This window comes from Mycolicibacterium sichuanense (assembly GCF_033741125.1).
In the GTDB taxonomy this organism is placed as follows: domain Bacteria; phylum Actinomycetota; class Actinomycetes; order Mycobacteriales; family Mycobacteriaceae; genus Mycobacterium.
This window is the reverse complement of the sequence record NZ_JAWQPU010000001.1, coordinates 1,220,317-1,234,921: the sequence shown is the minus strand read 5'-3', so window position 1 is coordinate 1,234,921 and position 14,605 is coordinate 1,220,317. Positions and strand designations below refer to the sequence as shown.

Genomic DNA, 14,605 nt, shown 5'->3' with positions numbered 1-14,605 from the left:
GCCACTTGATTACCTTCTCTTCGTTCGTATTTCGTCGAAACTGCGTTACTTGGTGGTGACGATGCCGCGCGGGCCGCGCGAGAGCGTCACCATGCCGGACTGTGCGATCTCCCTGATGCCATAGGGCTCGAGGAGGTTCAGCAGTGCCGTCAACTTGCCGGGCGTGCCAGTGGCCTCGACCACCAGCGACTCGGCGGAGACGTCGACGACCTTGGCACGGAACAGGTTGACCGCCTCGATGATCTGCCCCCGGGTGGTGGCATCGGCGCGGACCTTGATCAGGGCCAGCTCGCGAGAGACCGAGTTGTCCTCGTCCTGCTCGACGATCTTGATCACGTTGATCAGCTTGTTGAGCTGCTTGGTGATCTGTTCGAGTGGGAAGTCCTCCACCGAGACGACGATCGTCATCCGGGACAGGTTCTTCTGCTCGGTGGCACCGACGGCCAGCGACTGAATGTTGAAGCCGCGCCGCGAGAACAGGGACGCCACGCGGGCCAGCACGCCCGGCTTGTCCTCGACGAGCACCGAGAGGGTGTGGGTCTGGATGGTCATCAAGCGTGTCCTTCGTTGCCCTGGTCGTCGAACAGCGGCCGGATACCCCTGGCCGCCTGGATCTCGTCGTTGCTCATGCCGGCCGCCACCATCGGCCACACCTGGGCATCGGCACCGACGATGAAGTCGATCACGACGGGACGGTCGTTGATCGCACGCGCCTGGTTGATGACGTCCTCGACGTCTTCGGCACGCTCACAACGCAATCCGACGCAACCCAGCGCCTCGGCCAACTTCAGGAAGTCCGGGATGCGGTGGCTGTGGGTGGACAGGTTGGTCTGGCTGTAGCGCTCCTCGTAGAACAGCGTCTGCCACTGGCGCACCATGCCGAGGTTGCCGTTGTTGATGACGGCGACCTTGATCGGCGCCCCCTCCACCGCGCAGGTGGCCAGCTCCTGGTTGGTCATCTGGAAGCAACCGTCACCGTCGATGGCCCACACCTCGGCCTCGGGACGGCCGAACTTGGCACCCATGGCCGCAGGCACGGCGTAGCCCATCGTGCCAAGACCACCGGAGTTCAGCCACGTCTTGGGCTTCTCATACTTGATGAACTGCGCCGCCCACATCTGGTGCTGCCCAACGCCTGCCACGTACACCGCGTCCGGTCCGGCGATGCGGCCCAGCGTCTCGATGACGTACTCGGGGCTGAGGCTGCCGTCGCTCTGCGGGCCGTAGCTCAGCGGGTAGGTCGACTGCACGCCGCGCAGGTACTCCCACCAGTCGTCGAGCTGCAGGGTGAGCCCGTCGCGGCGCAGCGCCTCCAACAGATCGGTGATGACGTTCTTGACGTCACCGACGATCGGCACGTCGGCGTTGCGGTTCTTGCCGATCTCCGCGGGGTCGATGTCGGCGTGGATCACCTTGGCCTCGGGGGCGAACGAGTCGAGCTTGCCCGTGACGCGGTCGTCGAATCGGGTTCCGAGGGCGATCAGCAGATCGCTGCGCTGCAGTGCCCCAACCGCCGCCACCGTGCCGTGCATGCCTGGCATGCCCAGGTTCTGCGGGTGGCTGTCGGGGAAGGCGCCGCGGGCCATCAGCGTCGTGACGACGGGAATGCCGGTCAGCTCGGCCAGGTCCAGCAGCTGCTCGGTGGCCTCGCCGCGGATGACACCGCCGCCCACGTAGAGCACCGGCCGGCGCGCGGCCGCGATCAGCTTGGCGGCCTCGCGCACCTGCCTGCTGTGCGGCTTGGTGTTCGGCTTGTAGCCGGGCAGGTCGAACTTCGGCGGCCAGCTGAAGGTGCACTGGGCCTGCAGCACGTCCTTGGGGATGTCCACCAGGACGGCGCCGGGACGCCCCGACCGCGCGATGTGAAACGCCTCGGCGATCACCTGGGCGATCTCGTCACCGCTGCGAACCAGGAAGTTGTGCTTGGTGATCGGCATGGTGATGCCGGAGATGTCGGCTTCCTGGAACGCGTCGGTCCCGATCAGCGCTCGGCCGACCTGACCGGTGATGGCGACGACGGGGATGGAGTCCATCTGGGCATCGGCCAGGGGTGTGACGAGGTTGGTCGCGCCGGGACCCGACGTGGCCATCATCACGCCGACCTTGCCGGTGGCGTGCGCGTAGCCGCTGGCCGCGTGCCCGGCACCCTGTTCGTGGCGCACCAGCACGTGCCGCAGCTTCTGCGAGTCGAACAGCGGGTCGTACACGGGCAGCACGGCGCCGCCGGGGATGCCGAAGATGGTGTCGACGTCGAGCTCCTCCAGCGAACGAATGACGGCCTGAGCGCCCGTCATCTGTTGCGGCGCAACCTTTCTCGGCTGCGCTTCGGGCGGGCTCGAGACGGCCGGCGTGCCGTTGGCGCGCTGTGGTGTCTCCGGTGGTCGCGTGGTCGGTGCGCTCACGATGTCCTCTACGTCCTGGTTGGGTCTGACGGTGGTGTTCTCGGGCAACAAAAAACCCCCGTCAGCGGATGCTGTACGAGGGTTGCGCGTCGGTGCTCGTAGGCTCTGACTGTCAATCAGTCGGGTTACGCACCAACGCGCGAACCAAGTACTACGAGAATCGAGACGGTCTGCATAACCGTCGACGGTAGCCTCCGTACTGGTCGAAGGTCAAATTCCTTCCCCGAGCGCGACGATGGGAGGATGACGGGGTGAGCTCCGCATCCGCCTCGGCACCGTCGGCCCCCGTCGTCATCAAGATCTCCCCGATGGCCCACTTCGCGGTCGGCTTCTTCACCCTCGGCCTGCTCACGCTGATCCTCGCCAATCCCGCCTGGTTCACGGCGTTGCTGATCCTGCCGCTGGCGGCCTCGATCGCGATCGTCCGGTTCCGTACGACGGCGAACCGCGACACCATCACCGCGCGCTCGCTGGTGGGCAGCCGAACCATCGAATGGGAGGACGTCGACGGCCTTCGCTTCGACCGTGGCTCCTGGGCCTCGGCTCATCTCAAGGACGGTTCGGACGTCCGGCTGCCCGCGGTGACCTTCGCGACGCTGCCCATCCTGACCGCCGTGACCGACGGCCGGGTGCCCAACCCGTACGAGTAGCCGCTCAGGCCAGCGGGTTGGCGCCGTTCAGCAGCACCCACACGCCGACACCGGCACCGATGCCTAGCACCAGCGCGACCGCCGACCCGACGAATGGGCGTCGCGCCCAGCCGCGTCCAGCGTCGAATCCGTACCTGCCCGGCCCGGTCAGGGTCAGACCCGCGGCCAGCACCAGCAGCATGACGAGGTACTCGTGGCCGTCGGGCTGCAGGAACGCGAAGATCGAGCGGTCGGACTGCGCGGCCACGGCGGCCAGCAGTGCGTTGACCAGGTAGGCGACCGCACCCGCTGCGGCGACCGGGGTGAACAGACCGAGGATCAGCAGCACGCCCGCCGCGATCTGCCCGCCCGCCGCGACGTAGGTCAGGATGTCCGCGTGCTGGTAGCCCATGTCAGTCAGGGACTGCCGGAAGGCACCGAGCCCATGCCCTCCCCACAGCCCGAACGCCTTCTGCAGCCCGTGTCCCACCAGCACCGCGCCCAGTGCGACCCGCAGGACGAGCAGACCGAGATCCTGGGTGCCCCGGCGTCCTGCCTCCCTGGTACCGAACCCACCATCGGGCTCGATCTCGGTCGGTTCGACCGAGTAGGTGGGCGGCCGAGCCGCAGGCGGCTGGACGTACGGCAGTGGCTCCGGGTCACCCAGCAGGGCGTAACCCGAGCTCTGCTGACTGGGCGTGCCCGAGTCGTAGCGTGGAATGGCGGTGGTCTCGAAGTCCCCCGCATACGGCGACGATGGCACGTCGTCCTCGGGATCGACCAGGCGCGCCGACGTGGGCCGCGCGGCCGAGGCCTCCTGGCCTTCGGGCCTCTGCCACGCCCGCGGATCGTGAGAAGTACTGGTCACGTCATCCAGCGTAAGTGGTAAAGAGGTGCTAATCGTGGATTGGCGCGGTCCTGTCGCAGGTCGCCTTCCCGGGGTGGCGGACCACCGGCGTGGCGCGCACCGCCGAGCGATCCGTAATCTGGCGGGCATGAGTCTGCGCCGGCCGTTGCGGGGTGTGCTGGTGCTGTCGTGCGCAGCGTTGCTGGTGGTGCCGGGCTGCGCTCGGTTCGACGACAATCAGAGCCAGCCGTTCACGACCGAACCACAGATGGCTCCGCCGCCGAGCAGCGAGCCGCCCCCGCCACCTCCGCTGCCCGCGCAGCCCTTCCCGAAGGCCTGTGACGCCAAGGGCGTCATGCAAGGCTGCCTGGAGAGCACCAGCGGTCTGATCATGGGTCCCGACAGCAAGTCGGCGCTGGTCGCCGAACGCGTCACCGGTGCGGTCAAGGAGATCGCCACCAACGCAGAGCCCAAGGTCAAGGTGGTCATTCCGGTGGATCCGTCCGGTGACGGCGGCCTGATGGACATCGTGCTGTCCCCCACCTATTCACAGGACCGACTGATGTACGCCTACGTCAGCACTCCGACCGACAACCGCGTCGTCAGGATCGCCGACGGTGACGTGCCCAAGCCGATCCTCACCGGTATCCCCAAGGGCGCGACCGGCAACATGGGGGCGCTGATCTTCACCAGCCCGACGACGCTGCAGGTGCTAACCGGTGATGCCGGCAACCCCGCCCAAGCCTCCGATCCGGGTTCGCTGGCCGGCAAGTTGATCCGCATCGAGCAGCCGACGACGGTCAACCAGGCACCGCCGACGACTGCGCTGAGCGGAGTCGGCGAGGCCGGCGGTCTCTGCCTCGACGGCTCGGATGGTTCCCTCTACGTGACCGACCGGACACCAACCGGTGACCGTCTGCAGCGCATCACCAAGGACTCCGTGGTGTCCACGGTCTGGACCTGGCCCGACAAGCCGGGCATCGCCGGCTGCGCCGTCACCGATGGCACCGTCTTGGTCAACATGGTCAACACCAAGCAGACCGTCGCCGTGCGGATGGCCCCCGACACGGGCGCCGTCACGGGCAACCCGGAGGTCGTTCGCCAGGACACCCACGGGCACGCCTGGGCCCTGCAGCTATCCCCCGACGGCAACGTCTGGGGCGGCACCGTCAACAAGACCTCCGGCGACGCCGACAAGCTCGACGACGTCGTCTTTCCGCTGTTCCCGCAGGGCGGCGGCTTCCCGAGGACCAACGCCGAGAACACCTAGCGGTCGCCACCCGGGGGGCCATGGGTGTCAGCGCGCAACGAGGTATCGCCGAAGACCGTGCTTGCGTACCAGGTGAAGTGCGGCCCTCGAAGATTGCCACGGTCGCGTCCGGCCCCTGACGTCGGCACGGTGATGCACGAGCTTGATGCTCGGGTCGAAGTAGCTCGCCACGCCGGCACGTCTCAGTCTGATGCCGAGGTCCTGGGTCTCGTGCTCCCGCATCCTCGGGTCGTATCCACCGACGACGCGGAAGGTCTCGGCCGCGACGAGCATGTTGCCCTCGTGCACCCAGTAGGCCGGCGTGGCCGTCGGGTCGGTCAAGATCTGCGGCCACTCACGCATGCCACGGGCGGTCAGTGAGGCGAGGACGCGGGCCAGCCGTTCGCGCCTGCGCGCCCAGTCGATCAGCATCGGAAAGCCTCCGGTCAGATGTGACCGCAGCCCGAACACCGGACCGTAGTTGAACGGCTCCTGCCATCCGTCGCTGCGGCAGACCAGGCCGCCGATCACGCCGACCCCGAACGTCTCGTACTGGGCGGCAAGCTTTCTCGCCGTCGCCGCGACCTCGTCGGTGTGCACGTCCATGTCGGCGTCCACGAAGTGGATCAGGGTGTCCCCGCCGACGCACGTCAGTATCTGATTGCGATTCGCCGCAGCACCCCGGTTGACCGCGTGACGCACCGTCGTGACCCAAGGGCCGTACTTCGCCGCGACCTCCATGCTGCCGTCGGTCGAGGCATCGTCGAGAACGAAGACGTGGTCATATCCCTGGCGCAGGAGCTGCGGCAGCAGCCGATCGAGGTGTTCGGCCATGTTGTAGTTCGGCACCGCTGCGACGACGGTTCGCTGACTCGCCACTTTGCTGTTCACATCCCTGGTTGCAGGTAGATCGAGAGGACGGTCGTCGTCGGCCCGGTCCGATGCCGAACGCCACGATCACATCGCGGCAAAGCGTACCGGTCGCGTCAGGTGGTCGCTGAACACCCCAGACCACGCGATCGATCGGGTCGAGCGACGTCCGCGTGTCGGTTGCACGCCCCTGGAGCGGACGGTACGTTACCGGTGCCGGGCCGGCCGGTGACACTGACATCGACCCGACTTTCCAGGGATGGGGCATTGCTCGCGTTCGTCACCACGTTGCGCCATCCGCACAATTCGCGGGACTATGCCCACGTCGAACGACTGCTACGGGAGAGCTTGCGTTCGATCACCCGACAGACCCATGACGACTACGTCGTCGTGATCGTCGGCAACCAGGCCCCCCGGTTCGCGCTGCCGCCGCGAACGCACTTCGTCGAGGTGGACTTCGATCCGCCCTCCCTGCAGCGCGGGCCGCACACCGGCGCCACTGCCTGCGTGTGGGACAAGGGCACGAAGACTGGTGTCGCACTTGCCTGGTTGCGGGCATCGCCGCCCGACTACGTCATGCTCTTGGACGCCGACGACTTCATCCATCGCGACCTCGTGGCCTACGTCCACCGCCATCCGACCAGCCCCGGTTGGGTCGTGAAACGGGGTTACGCCTACTCGCGCCGCCGCAACGTCTACGCATGGCGTCGACGGCTGGACCGCATCTGCGGCACCTCGTTCATCCTTCCCTTTGCCGCCCTTGGCGTCCCACCGTCCCTGCGCGTCGACGCCACGGCGGAGGCCGTCGCCGACGCATTCGGAGACGACGTATTGGAGCAGGTGCTGGCCGGCCATCGCTATGCGCTGGACTGGTGGCGGCGGCGCGGGCGCCACCTGCAGACGCTGCCCTTCGCCGGCGTGGTCTATCACCTGGACACCGGCGAGAACCATTCGGGCAACCGGCTTCTCGGCCCGGCGTGGCCGCACGGACGGCGCATGCACGACGAGTTCGGGGTGCCGTCGTCCAAGCCGCCGCTGGCGACATGGTGGTCGGCGTTCGGCGCACCGGCGTGGCGACCAGACCTGCGACCGCGACGACCGTTCTTCCTGAAGCCGCGCGCGTCGCAGCTGCCACCGTCGCGCTGAGCGCTGCGGTCAGCCCGTGACGCCGCAGGCGGCCAGCACCAGTTCCCTGACCCTGGCCGCGTCGGCCTGACCCCTGGTGGCCTTCATGACGGCGCCGACGACGGCCCCCGCGGCTTGCACCTTGCCACCGCGGATCTTGTCGGCGATGTCGGGTTGCGCGGCCAGCGCCTCGTCCACGGCGGCCTGGATCACCGAGTCGTCGCGCACGACGGCCAACCCACGGTCGCTCATCACCTGCTCGGGTTCGCCCTCGCCGGCCAGCACGCCCTCGATCACCTGGCGCGCCAGCTTGTTCGACAGCTTGCCGTCGTCGACCAGCCGCACCACCGCGGCGACCTGGGCCGGCGTGATGGCGAGCTCGGCGGCGGACACCCCCGCCTCGTTGGCCTTCTGCACCAGGAAGTTGCCCCACCAGGCGCGGGCGGCCTCACTGGAAGCGCCTGCGGCGACCGTCGCGGTGACCAGGTCGATGACGCCGTTGTTGACCAGGTCGCGCATGACCTCGTCGGAGATGCCCCACTCCTGTTGAATCCTGTTGCGCTGCAACCACGGAAGCTCGGGGATGGTGGCGCGCAGCTGTTCGACCAGCTCGGCGCTGGGGGCGATGGGCTCGAGGTCGGGCTCGGGGAAGTAGCGGTAGTCCTCCGCGGTCTCCTTGCGGCGGCCGGCGCTGGTGTAGCCGTCCTCGTGGAAGTGCCTGGTCTCCTGGACGATCTCGCCACCGGCCTCCAGGATGGCGGCCTGACGGCACATCTCGTAGCGGACGGCCACCTCGACGCTCTTGAGCGAGTTGACGTTCTTGGTCTCGGTGCGGGTGCCGAACTCGGCCCGTCCGATCGGCCGCAGCGAGACGTTGGCATCGCAGCGCATCGAACCCTGGTCCATCCGGACGTCGGACACGTCGAGTCCGCGCAACAGGTCTCGCAGCGCGGTGACGTAGGCGCGGGCGATCTCCGGGGCCCGCGCACCGGCACCCTCGATGGGCCTGGTGACGATCTCGACCAGCGGTACGCCGGCCCGGTTGAAGTCCAGCAGTGACGTGGTGGCGCCCTCGATGCGGCCGGTGGCGCTGCCGAGGTGAGTCAGCTTGCCGGTGTCCTCCTCCATGTGCGCGCGCTCGATCTCGACCCGCCACGTCGTGCCGTCGTCGAGCGGAGCGTCCAGGTAGCCGTTGACCGCGATGGGCTCGTCGTACTGACTGATCTGGTAGTTCTTCGGCTGGTCCGGATAGAAGTAGTTCTTGCGGGCGAAGCGGCCCCAGGGCGCGATGTCGCAGTTGAGTGCGAGGCCGATGCGGATGGCCGACTCGACGGCGGCGCCGTTGACCACCGGCAGCGAGCCGGGCAGGCCCAGGCACACCGGGCACACGTTGGTGTTGGGTTCGGCACCGAACTGGTTGGCACAGCCGCAGAACATCTTGGTCGCCGTCGAGAGTTCGACGTGCACCTCCATGCCCATCACGGGGTCGTAGCGGGCGATGACCTCGTCGTAGTCGAGCAGCTCAGCGGAGGCAAGGGTCATGAGTCGATCCTAGTTTCCCCCGCGAGCAGACGTAAACGGCCCTCGATACCCCGATTTCAGGACCGTTTACGACTGCTCGCGGAGAAGGGGTCAGCCGAAGAACTCCGCGGCGTCGTCGTAGCGGCCCTGAGGCACCAGCTTGAGCTGCTTGACCGCCTCGGCCAGCGGCACCCGGCCGATCTCCTGGCCGCGCAGCGAGACCATCATCCCGTACTCGCCGGAGTGCGCGGCGTCGGCGGCGTTGACGCCGAACCGCGTCGCGAGCACCCGGTCGTAGGCCGTCGGCGTGCCACCGCGCTGCACGTGACCCAGCACCGTGGTGCGCACTTCCTTCTTGATCCGCTTCTCGATCTCCACCCCGAGTTGGTGTGCCACGCCGGTGAACCGCACGTGCCCGAACTCGTCGATGCCGCCGTCGCGCAACTGCATCGAACCCTCGGCGGGCCGGGCGCCCTCGGCGACCACGCAGATGAAGTGCGAGTCACCGCGGACGAACCGCTGCTTGATCAGCCGGCAGACCTCTTCGACGTCGAAGGGCTGCTCGGGGATCAGTGTCATGTGGGCACCCGAGGCCAGCCCGGCGTTGAGCGCGATCCATCCGGCATGGCGGCCCATCACCTCGACCAGCATCACCCGCTGATGCGACTCGGCCGTGCTGTGCAACCGGTCGATCGCGTCGCTGGCCACCTGCAGGGCCGTGTCGTGGCCGAATGTGACGTCGGTGCAATCGATGTCGTTGTCGATGGTCTTCGGCACGCCGATGACGGGGACGTTCTCCTCGGACAGCCAGTGCGCCGCGGTGAGCGTGCCCTCACCCCCGATGGGGATCAGCACGTCGATGCCGTTGTCCTCCATCGTCTGCTTGATCTGGTCGAGGCCGGCCCGCAGCTTGTCCGGGTTGACGCGCGCGGTCCCGAGGATCGTGCCGCCCTTGCCGAGCAACCGGTCGTTGCGATCGTCGTTCGCCAGTTGGATGCGACGGTCCTCCAACAACCCCCGCCAGCCGTCCAGGAACCCGACGACCGAGGACTTGTAGCGCATGTCGCACGTCCGCACGACCGCACGAATGACCGCATTCAGGCCTGGGCAGTCGCCGCCGCCGGTGAGAACTCCAATCCGCATGAGTTGTATCTTCCCCCGTCAGATCGCGGTCGGCAGCGGACCGCGCGCTACCTCATAGGCGGCACCCACGCGATAGAGCCTGTCGTCGGCCAACGCGGGAGCCATGATCTGCAGGCCAACGGGCAGACCGTCGTCGTCGGACAACCCCGACGGCACCGACATTCCGGAGTGACCCGCCAGGTTCAGCGGCAGCGTGCACAGGTCGAACAGGTACATCGCCAGCGGATCGTCGACCTTCTCCCCCAGCGGGAACGCCGTGGTGGGGGTCGCGGGCGAGATCAGTACGTCGACACTCTGGTAGGCCCGCTCCAGGTCCCGAGCGATCAGCGTCCGCACCTTCTGCGCCTGGTTGTAGTACGCGTCGTAATAACCCGCCGACAGCGCGTAGGTGCCAATCATGATGCGGCGCTTGACTTCCGGGCCGAATCCGGCGGCCCGCGTCATCGCCATCACCTCTTCGGCACCGTGCGTGCCGTCGTCACCCACCCGCAGGCCGTAGCGCATGGCGTCGAATCGGGCCAGGTTGCTCGACACCTCCGACGGCAGGATCAGGTAGTAGGCAGCCATCGAATGGTCCAGATTGGGACAGTCCACCTCGGTGACCTGCGCCCCCAGGGCGGTGAGCTGGTCGACCGCGGCGGTGAACGACGCCAGCACGCCCGGCTGGTAGCCCTCGCCGCTGCGCAACTGCTTGACGATGCCGACCCGCACACCCGTGAGGTCACCCACGGCACCGGCCTTGGCAGCCGCCACGACGTCTGGCACGTCGGCGTCCACCGAGGTGGAGTCGCGCGGGTCGTGGCCCGCGATGACCTGGTGCAGCAGCGCGGTGTCGAGCACCGTGCGCGCGCACGGACCACCCTGATCCAGGGACGACGCACAGGCGATGAGCCCGTACCGCGAGACCGTGCCGTAGGTGGGCTTGACACCGACGGTGGCCGTCAGCGCGGCCGGCTGGCGGATCGACCCGCCCGTGTCGGAACCGATGGCCAGCGGAGCCTGGAACGCCGCCAGCGCTGCGGCACTTCCACCACCGGACCCGCCGGGCACGCGCTCGACGTCCCACGGGTTGCGGGTCGGACCGTAGGCCGAGTTCTCGGTCGAGCTGCCCATCGCGAACTCGTCCATGTTGGTCTTGCCAAGGATCGGGATGCCCGCGGCCCGCAGTCGCGCGGTCACCGTCGCGTCGTACGGGGACCGCCACCCCTCGAGGATCTTCGACCCGCAGGTGGTGGGCATGTCGGTCGTGGTGAAGACGTCCTTGAGTGCCAGCGGGACGCCGGCCAGCGGGGACGGCAGCTCCTCACCTGCGGCGATGGAGGCGTCGATCCGGCCGGCCGCGGCCAGCGCCGCCTCGCCCGCGACGTGCAGGAACGCGTGGTAATCGGAGTCGGTGGCCGCGATCTGATCGAGGTGCGCCTGGGTCACCTCGGTGGAACTGGTCTCCTTGGCGGCGATCTTGGCGCCGAGGGTGGCCGCGTCGAGGCGGACGAGCTCGCTCATTCCGCCTCCCCCAGGATGCGCGGTACGGCGAAGCGACCGTCGACGGCGTTCGGCGCGGCGGCCAGCGCCTCCTCCTGCGTCAGGCTGCGCGCGACCTCGTCGGGCCGCGTCACGTTCACGCTCTTGAGGGGGTTGTCGGTGGCCTCGACACCCGTCACGTCGACGGCCTGGATGGCACCGACGTGCGCCAGGATGGCGTCGAGCTGGCCGGCGAAGCTGTCGAGCTCGCCGTCGGTCAGGGTGAGCCGGGCCAGACGCGCCAGGTGGGCTACGTCGTCCCGCGAGATCTGTGACACGACCACGAAGCCTAGTCATCGCCGCGAGCCCGTCCGTCCGTGCCCGCCGGTGAGCTCGGTGCCGCCGTCGAGTCGCTCCGTTCCCACCCTCCGTGAAACAGTGTTGCCCGTGCCGTCATATCTGCTGCGGGTCGAGCTGGAGGACCGGCCCGGCAGCCTCGGGTCACTGGCCGTCGCGCTGGGGTCGGTTGGCGCCGACATCCTCTCCCTCGACGTCGTCGAGCGCTCGGCCGGTTACGCCGTCGACGACCTGGTGGTCGATCTCCCGCCCGGCGCGATGCCCGACATGCTGATCACCGCCGCCGAGAAGCTCAACGGGGTCTACGTCGACAGCATCCGCCCGCACACCGGGCTGCTCGAGGCGCACCGCGAACTGGAGCTGATAGACCACATCGCGGCCGCGGCGGACAAGCAGGGCAAGCTCCAGGTGCTCGCTGACGAGGCGCCGAAGGTGCTGCGCGTCGGCTGGTGCATGGTGCTGCGGCTCGACGACACCGGGCTCGACGTGGTCGCGGGTAGTCACGGCGCCCCCGAGACCGCGGCGGAATCCGCGCCCTGGCTGCCGCTGGAGCACGCCGAGGCCCTCGACGGTGCGGCGGACTGGATTCCGCAGGTGTGGCGCGACTTCGACACCACGCTGGCAGCTGCCCCACTCGGCGATCACCACACCGCGGTGATCCTCGGCCGACCGGGCGGCCCGGCGTTCCGTCCGTCCGAGGTCGCGCGCCTGGGCTACCTCGCCGGCATCGTGGCGACCATCCTGCGCTGACCGCTCAGCTCGGCTCGGGGCCGTTCTCGAGCAGGTTGCGGAAGCCGTCCTCGTCGAGCACGGGCACGCCCAGCTCGATCGCCTTGTCGTACTTCGATCCCGGCGCATCACCCGCCACGACGTAGGCGGTCTTCTTCGACACCGAGCCCGCGGCCTTGCCGCCCCGCGCGAGGATCGCCTCCTTGGCCTCGTCACGCGAGAAACCCGTCAGTGATCCGGTCACGACGATCGACAATCCCTCGAGATTTCGCGGCACGCTCGCGTCGCGCTCGTCGTGCATCCGCACGCCGGCCGCCCGCCACTTGTCGACGATGGCGCGATGCCAGTCGACGGTGAACCATTCCTTCACGGCGGCGGCGATGGTCGGGCCGACGCCCTCGCTAGCAGCCAATTGATCCTCGGTCGCGGCCTCGATGGCGTCGAGGCTGCCGAACTCACTCGCCAGGGCCCTGGCTGCCGTCGGTCCTACGTGCCGGATCGACAGCGCGACCAGTACCCGCCACAGCGCCTGCTGCTTGGCCCTGCCGAGGTTGGCGAGCAACCGCTTGCCGTTGGCCGACAGATCACCACCCTTGGTGGTGAACAGCTCGGTGCGCAGCAGGTCGGCCTCGGTGAGGTCGAAGAGGTCACCTTCGTCGCTGATCACCCCGGCCTGCAACAGCGCGATCGCCGCCTCGTATCCGAGTCCTTCGATGTCGAACGCGCCACGCCCGGCGACGTGGAACACGCGCTCACGCAGTTGAGCGGGGCACGTTCGCGAGTTGGGGCAGCGGATGTCGGCGTCCCCCTCCTTGGCGGGCGCCAGGGTGGTGCCACATTCGGGACACGTCGTGGGCATGTGGAATTCGCGCTCGGTGCCGTCGCGCAGGTCGACCACGGGGCCCAGCACCTCGGGGATGACGTCGCCCGCCTTGCGGATGACCACCGTGTCACCGATCAGCACACCCTTGCGCTTGACCTCCGACGCGTTGTGCAGCGTCGCGAGTCCGACCGTGGACCCCGCGATCTTGACCGGCTCCATGTAGGCGAACGGCGTGACGCGGCCGGTGCGACCGACGTTGACCCGGATGTCCAGCAGCTTGGTGGTCGCCTCCTCGGGCGGGTACTTGTAGGCGATCGCCCAGCGCGGAGCACGTGAGGTCGAACCAAGTCGACGCTGCAGGGAGACGTCGTCGACCTTGACCACCACTCCGTCGATCTCGTGCTCGACGTCATGGCGGTGCTCCCCCCAGTACACGACCCGCTCGCCGACGGCGGCGATGCCGGTGACCCGGGTGGTGTGATCGGACACTGGCAGGCCCCACGCCTTGAGCGCCAGGTAGGCCTCGTGCAGGGTGGCGGGGCTGAAGCCCTCGGCGTGACCGAGACCGTGGCAGATCATGTGCAGCTTGCGACGAGCGGTGACGGCCGGGTTCTTCTGTCGAAGCGAACCCGCGGCACTGTTGCGGGGGTTGGCGAAGGGTGCCTTGCCCTCCTCGACGAGGTTGGCGTTGAGCACCTCGAAGTCGGCGAGCCGGAAGAAGACCTCGCCGCGCACCTCGAGCACGCGGGGAACCGGGTAGTCGTCGCTGTGCACCAGTCGCTGGGGGATGTCGTCGATGGTGCGCGCGTTGAGCGTCACGTCCTCACCGGTACGGCCGTCGCCCCGCGTAGCGGCGCGGACCAGGAGGCCGTCGCGGTAGACCAGGGCAAGGGCCACACCATCGATCTTCAGCTCGCACAGGAACTCAGGGTCGGCTCCGATCTCGCTCGTCAATCGTGCTGCCCAGGCTGACAACTCGTCGGAGTTGAACACGTTGTCCAGGCTCAGCATCCGCTCGAGGTGGTCGGCCGAGCTGAAGTCCGTCGCGAACCCCGCCCCACCGACCAGCTGGGTCGGCGAGTCCGGGGTCCGGAGCTCGGGATAGCGCTCCTCCAGCGCCGTCAGCTCCTGAAGGAGCCGGTCGAACTCGGCATCGGAGACGATCGGCGCATCCCGCACGTAGTAGCGGAATTGGTGATCGCGTACCTCGTCGGCCAGCCGCTGCCACTCGCGACGAACGTCGGCGTCAGGTGAGCTCACGTTGGCAGGCTAGCGGAGGGTGGCGACAGCGCCTCGGCACGCGATGACGAAACCCAACTCCGTATGGCAGGCGGCAGCGGCTCGCAAACACGCCTCCGCATTCGACCCGCCGGTGCACGCCGGTGCCCGTCAGTGCTCGCCCGCCGCTCGAACTTGCACATACGTCAATTAGCTGAATGAATGGCGACC

The 14,605-nt window shown here is 68.3% G+C and carries 13 protein-coding genes; 4 read left to right on the top strand and 9 right to left on the bottom strand.

The features are described 5' to 3' along the window. Positions 1-45: 45 nt before the first annotated feature. Positions 46-552 carry an acetolactate synthase small subunit gene (gene ilvN / locus SBI80_RS05975; RefSeq protein WP_318973464.1) on the bottom strand — a complete coding sequence of 169 codons (507 nt, stop codon included), beginning with the start codon at positions 550-552 and terminating at the stop codon, positions 46-48. Continuing rightward, positions 552-2,402 carry an acetolactate synthase large subunit gene (locus tag SBI80_RS05970; RefSeq protein WP_318973463.1) on the bottom strand — a complete coding sequence of 617 codons (1,851 nt, stop codon included), beginning with the start codon at positions 2,400-2,402 and terminating at the stop codon, positions 552-554. Before SBI80_RS05970 ends, ilvN begins: the two co-directional genes overlap by 1 nt. Positions 2,403-2,710: 308 nt before the next feature. Between SBI80_RS05970 and SBI80_RS05965 the strand changes: the two genes are divergently transcribed. After that, positions 2,711-3,052 carry a PH domain-containing protein gene (locus tag SBI80_RS05965; protein WP_318973718.1) on the top strand — a complete coding sequence of 114 codons (342 nt, stop codon included), beginning with the start codon at positions 2,711-2,713 and terminating at the stop codon, positions 3,050-3,052. 4 nt (positions 3,053-3,056) lie between these two features. On the opposite strand, the gene SBI80_RS05960 is transcribed toward SBI80_RS05965, so the two are convergent. Next, positions 3,057-3,899, bottom strand: coding sequence for a DoxX family protein (locus SBI80_RS05960; RefSeq protein ID WP_318973462.1), 843 nt, complete (start codon positions 3,897-3,899; stop codon positions 3,057-3,059). A gap of 127 nt (positions 3,900-4,026) precedes the next feature. On the opposite strand from SBI80_RS05960, the gene SBI80_RS05955 reads away from it, so the two are divergent. Beyond that, positions 4,027-5,148 carry a PQQ-dependent sugar dehydrogenase gene (locus tag SBI80_RS05955; RefSeq protein WP_318973461.1) on the top strand — a complete coding sequence of 374 codons (1,122 nt, stop codon included), beginning with the start codon at positions 4,027-4,029 and terminating at the stop codon, positions 5,146-5,148. Positions 5,149-5,175: 27 nt separating this feature from the next. Here the strand turns inward: SBI80_RS05955 and SBI80_RS05950 are convergent, their stop codons facing one another. Further along, positions 5,176-6,006 (bottom strand): glycosyltransferase family 2 protein, encoded by an 831-nt coding sequence (locus SBI80_RS05950; RefSeq protein ID WP_318973460.1) that lies wholly within the window; start codon positions 6,004-6,006, stop codon positions 5,176-5,178. Positions 6,007-6,264: 258 nt separating this feature from the next. Between SBI80_RS05950 and SBI80_RS05945 the strand changes: the two genes are divergently transcribed. Then, the gene (locus SBI80_RS05945) at positions 6,265-7,143 is read left to right on the top strand and encodes a glycosyltransferase family A protein (protein WP_318973459.1); all 879 of its coding nucleotides are present in this window, start codon (positions 6,265-6,267) and stop codon (positions 7,141-7,143) included. 9 nt (positions 7,144-7,152) lie between these two features. Here SBI80_RS05945 and gatB read toward each other — a convergent pair whose 3' ends face one another. The 4 genes from gatB to gatC form a co-directional block, all read right to left on the bottom strand. After that, complete coding sequence (gene gatB, locus SBI80_RS05940; protein WP_318973458.1) at positions 7,153-8,664, bottom strand: Asp-tRNA(Asn)/Glu-tRNA(Gln) amidotransferase subunit GatB; 1,512 nt, start codon at positions 8,662-8,664, stop codon at positions 7,153-7,155. A 90-nt stretch (positions 8,665-8,754) separates the two neighbouring features. Then, positions 8,755-9,786 (bottom strand): ATP-dependent 6-phosphofructokinase, encoded by a 1,032-nt coding sequence (locus tag SBI80_RS05935; RefSeq protein ID WP_318973457.1) that lies wholly within the window; start codon positions 9,784-9,786, stop codon positions 8,755-8,757. An 18-nt stretch (positions 9,787-9,804) separates the two neighbouring features. Next, positions 9,805-11,289 (bottom strand): Asp-tRNA(Asn)/Glu-tRNA(Gln) amidotransferase subunit GatA, encoded by a 1,485-nt coding sequence (gene gatA, locus SBI80_RS05930; RefSeq protein WP_318973456.1) that lies wholly within the window; start codon positions 11,287-11,289, stop codon positions 9,805-9,807. Continuing rightward, the gene (gene gatC / locus SBI80_RS05925; RefSeq protein WP_318973455.1) at positions 11,286-11,585 is read right to left on the bottom strand and encodes an Asp-tRNA(Asn)/Glu-tRNA(Gln) amidotransferase subunit GatC; all 300 of its coding nucleotides are present in this window, start codon (positions 11,583-11,585) and stop codon (positions 11,286-11,288) included. The genes gatA and gatC overlap by 4 nt, the downstream gene beginning before the upstream one ends. A 100-nt stretch (positions 11,586-11,685) precedes the next feature. On the opposite strand from gatC, the gene SBI80_RS05920 reads away from it, so the two are divergent. Then, positions 11,686-12,354, top strand: coding sequence for an ACT domain-containing protein (locus tag SBI80_RS05920; RefSeq protein ID WP_318973454.1), 669 nt, complete (start codon positions 11,686-11,688; stop codon positions 12,352-12,354). A 4-nt stretch (positions 12,355-12,358) separates the two neighbouring features. Here SBI80_RS05920 and ligA read toward each other — a convergent pair whose 3' ends face one another. Continuing rightward, complete coding sequence (ligA, locus tag SBI80_RS05915; protein ID WP_318973453.1) at positions 12,359-14,416, bottom strand: NAD-dependent DNA ligase LigA; 2,058 nt, start codon at positions 14,414-14,416, stop codon at positions 12,359-12,361. Positions 14,417-14,605: the final 189 nt, after the last annotated feature.

Coding starts and splice junctions, on each gene's coding strand:
- ilvN (WP_318973464.1), bottom strand. CDS start 552: ATGACCATCCAGACCCACACCCTCTCGGTGCTCGTCGAGGACAAGCCG.
- SBI80_RS05955 (WP_318973461.1), top strand. CDS start 4,027: ATGAGTCTGCGCCGGCCGTTGCGGGGTGTGCTGGTGCTGTCGTGCGCA.
- gatA (WP_318973456.1), bottom strand. CDS start 11,289: ATGAGCGAGCTCGTCCGCCTCGACGCGGCCACCCTCGGCGCCAAGATC.
- SBI80_RS05965 (WP_318973718.1), top strand. CDS start 2,711: ATGGCCCACTTCGCGGTCGGCTTCTTCACCCTCGGCCTGCTCACGCTG.
- SBI80_RS05935 (WP_318973457.1), bottom strand. CDS start 9,786: ATGCGGATTGGAGTTCTCACCGGCGGCGGCGACTGCCCAGGCCTGAAT.
- gatB (WP_318973458.1), bottom strand. CDS start 8,664: ATGACCCTTGCCTCCGCTGAGCTGCTCGACTACGACGAGGTCATCGCC.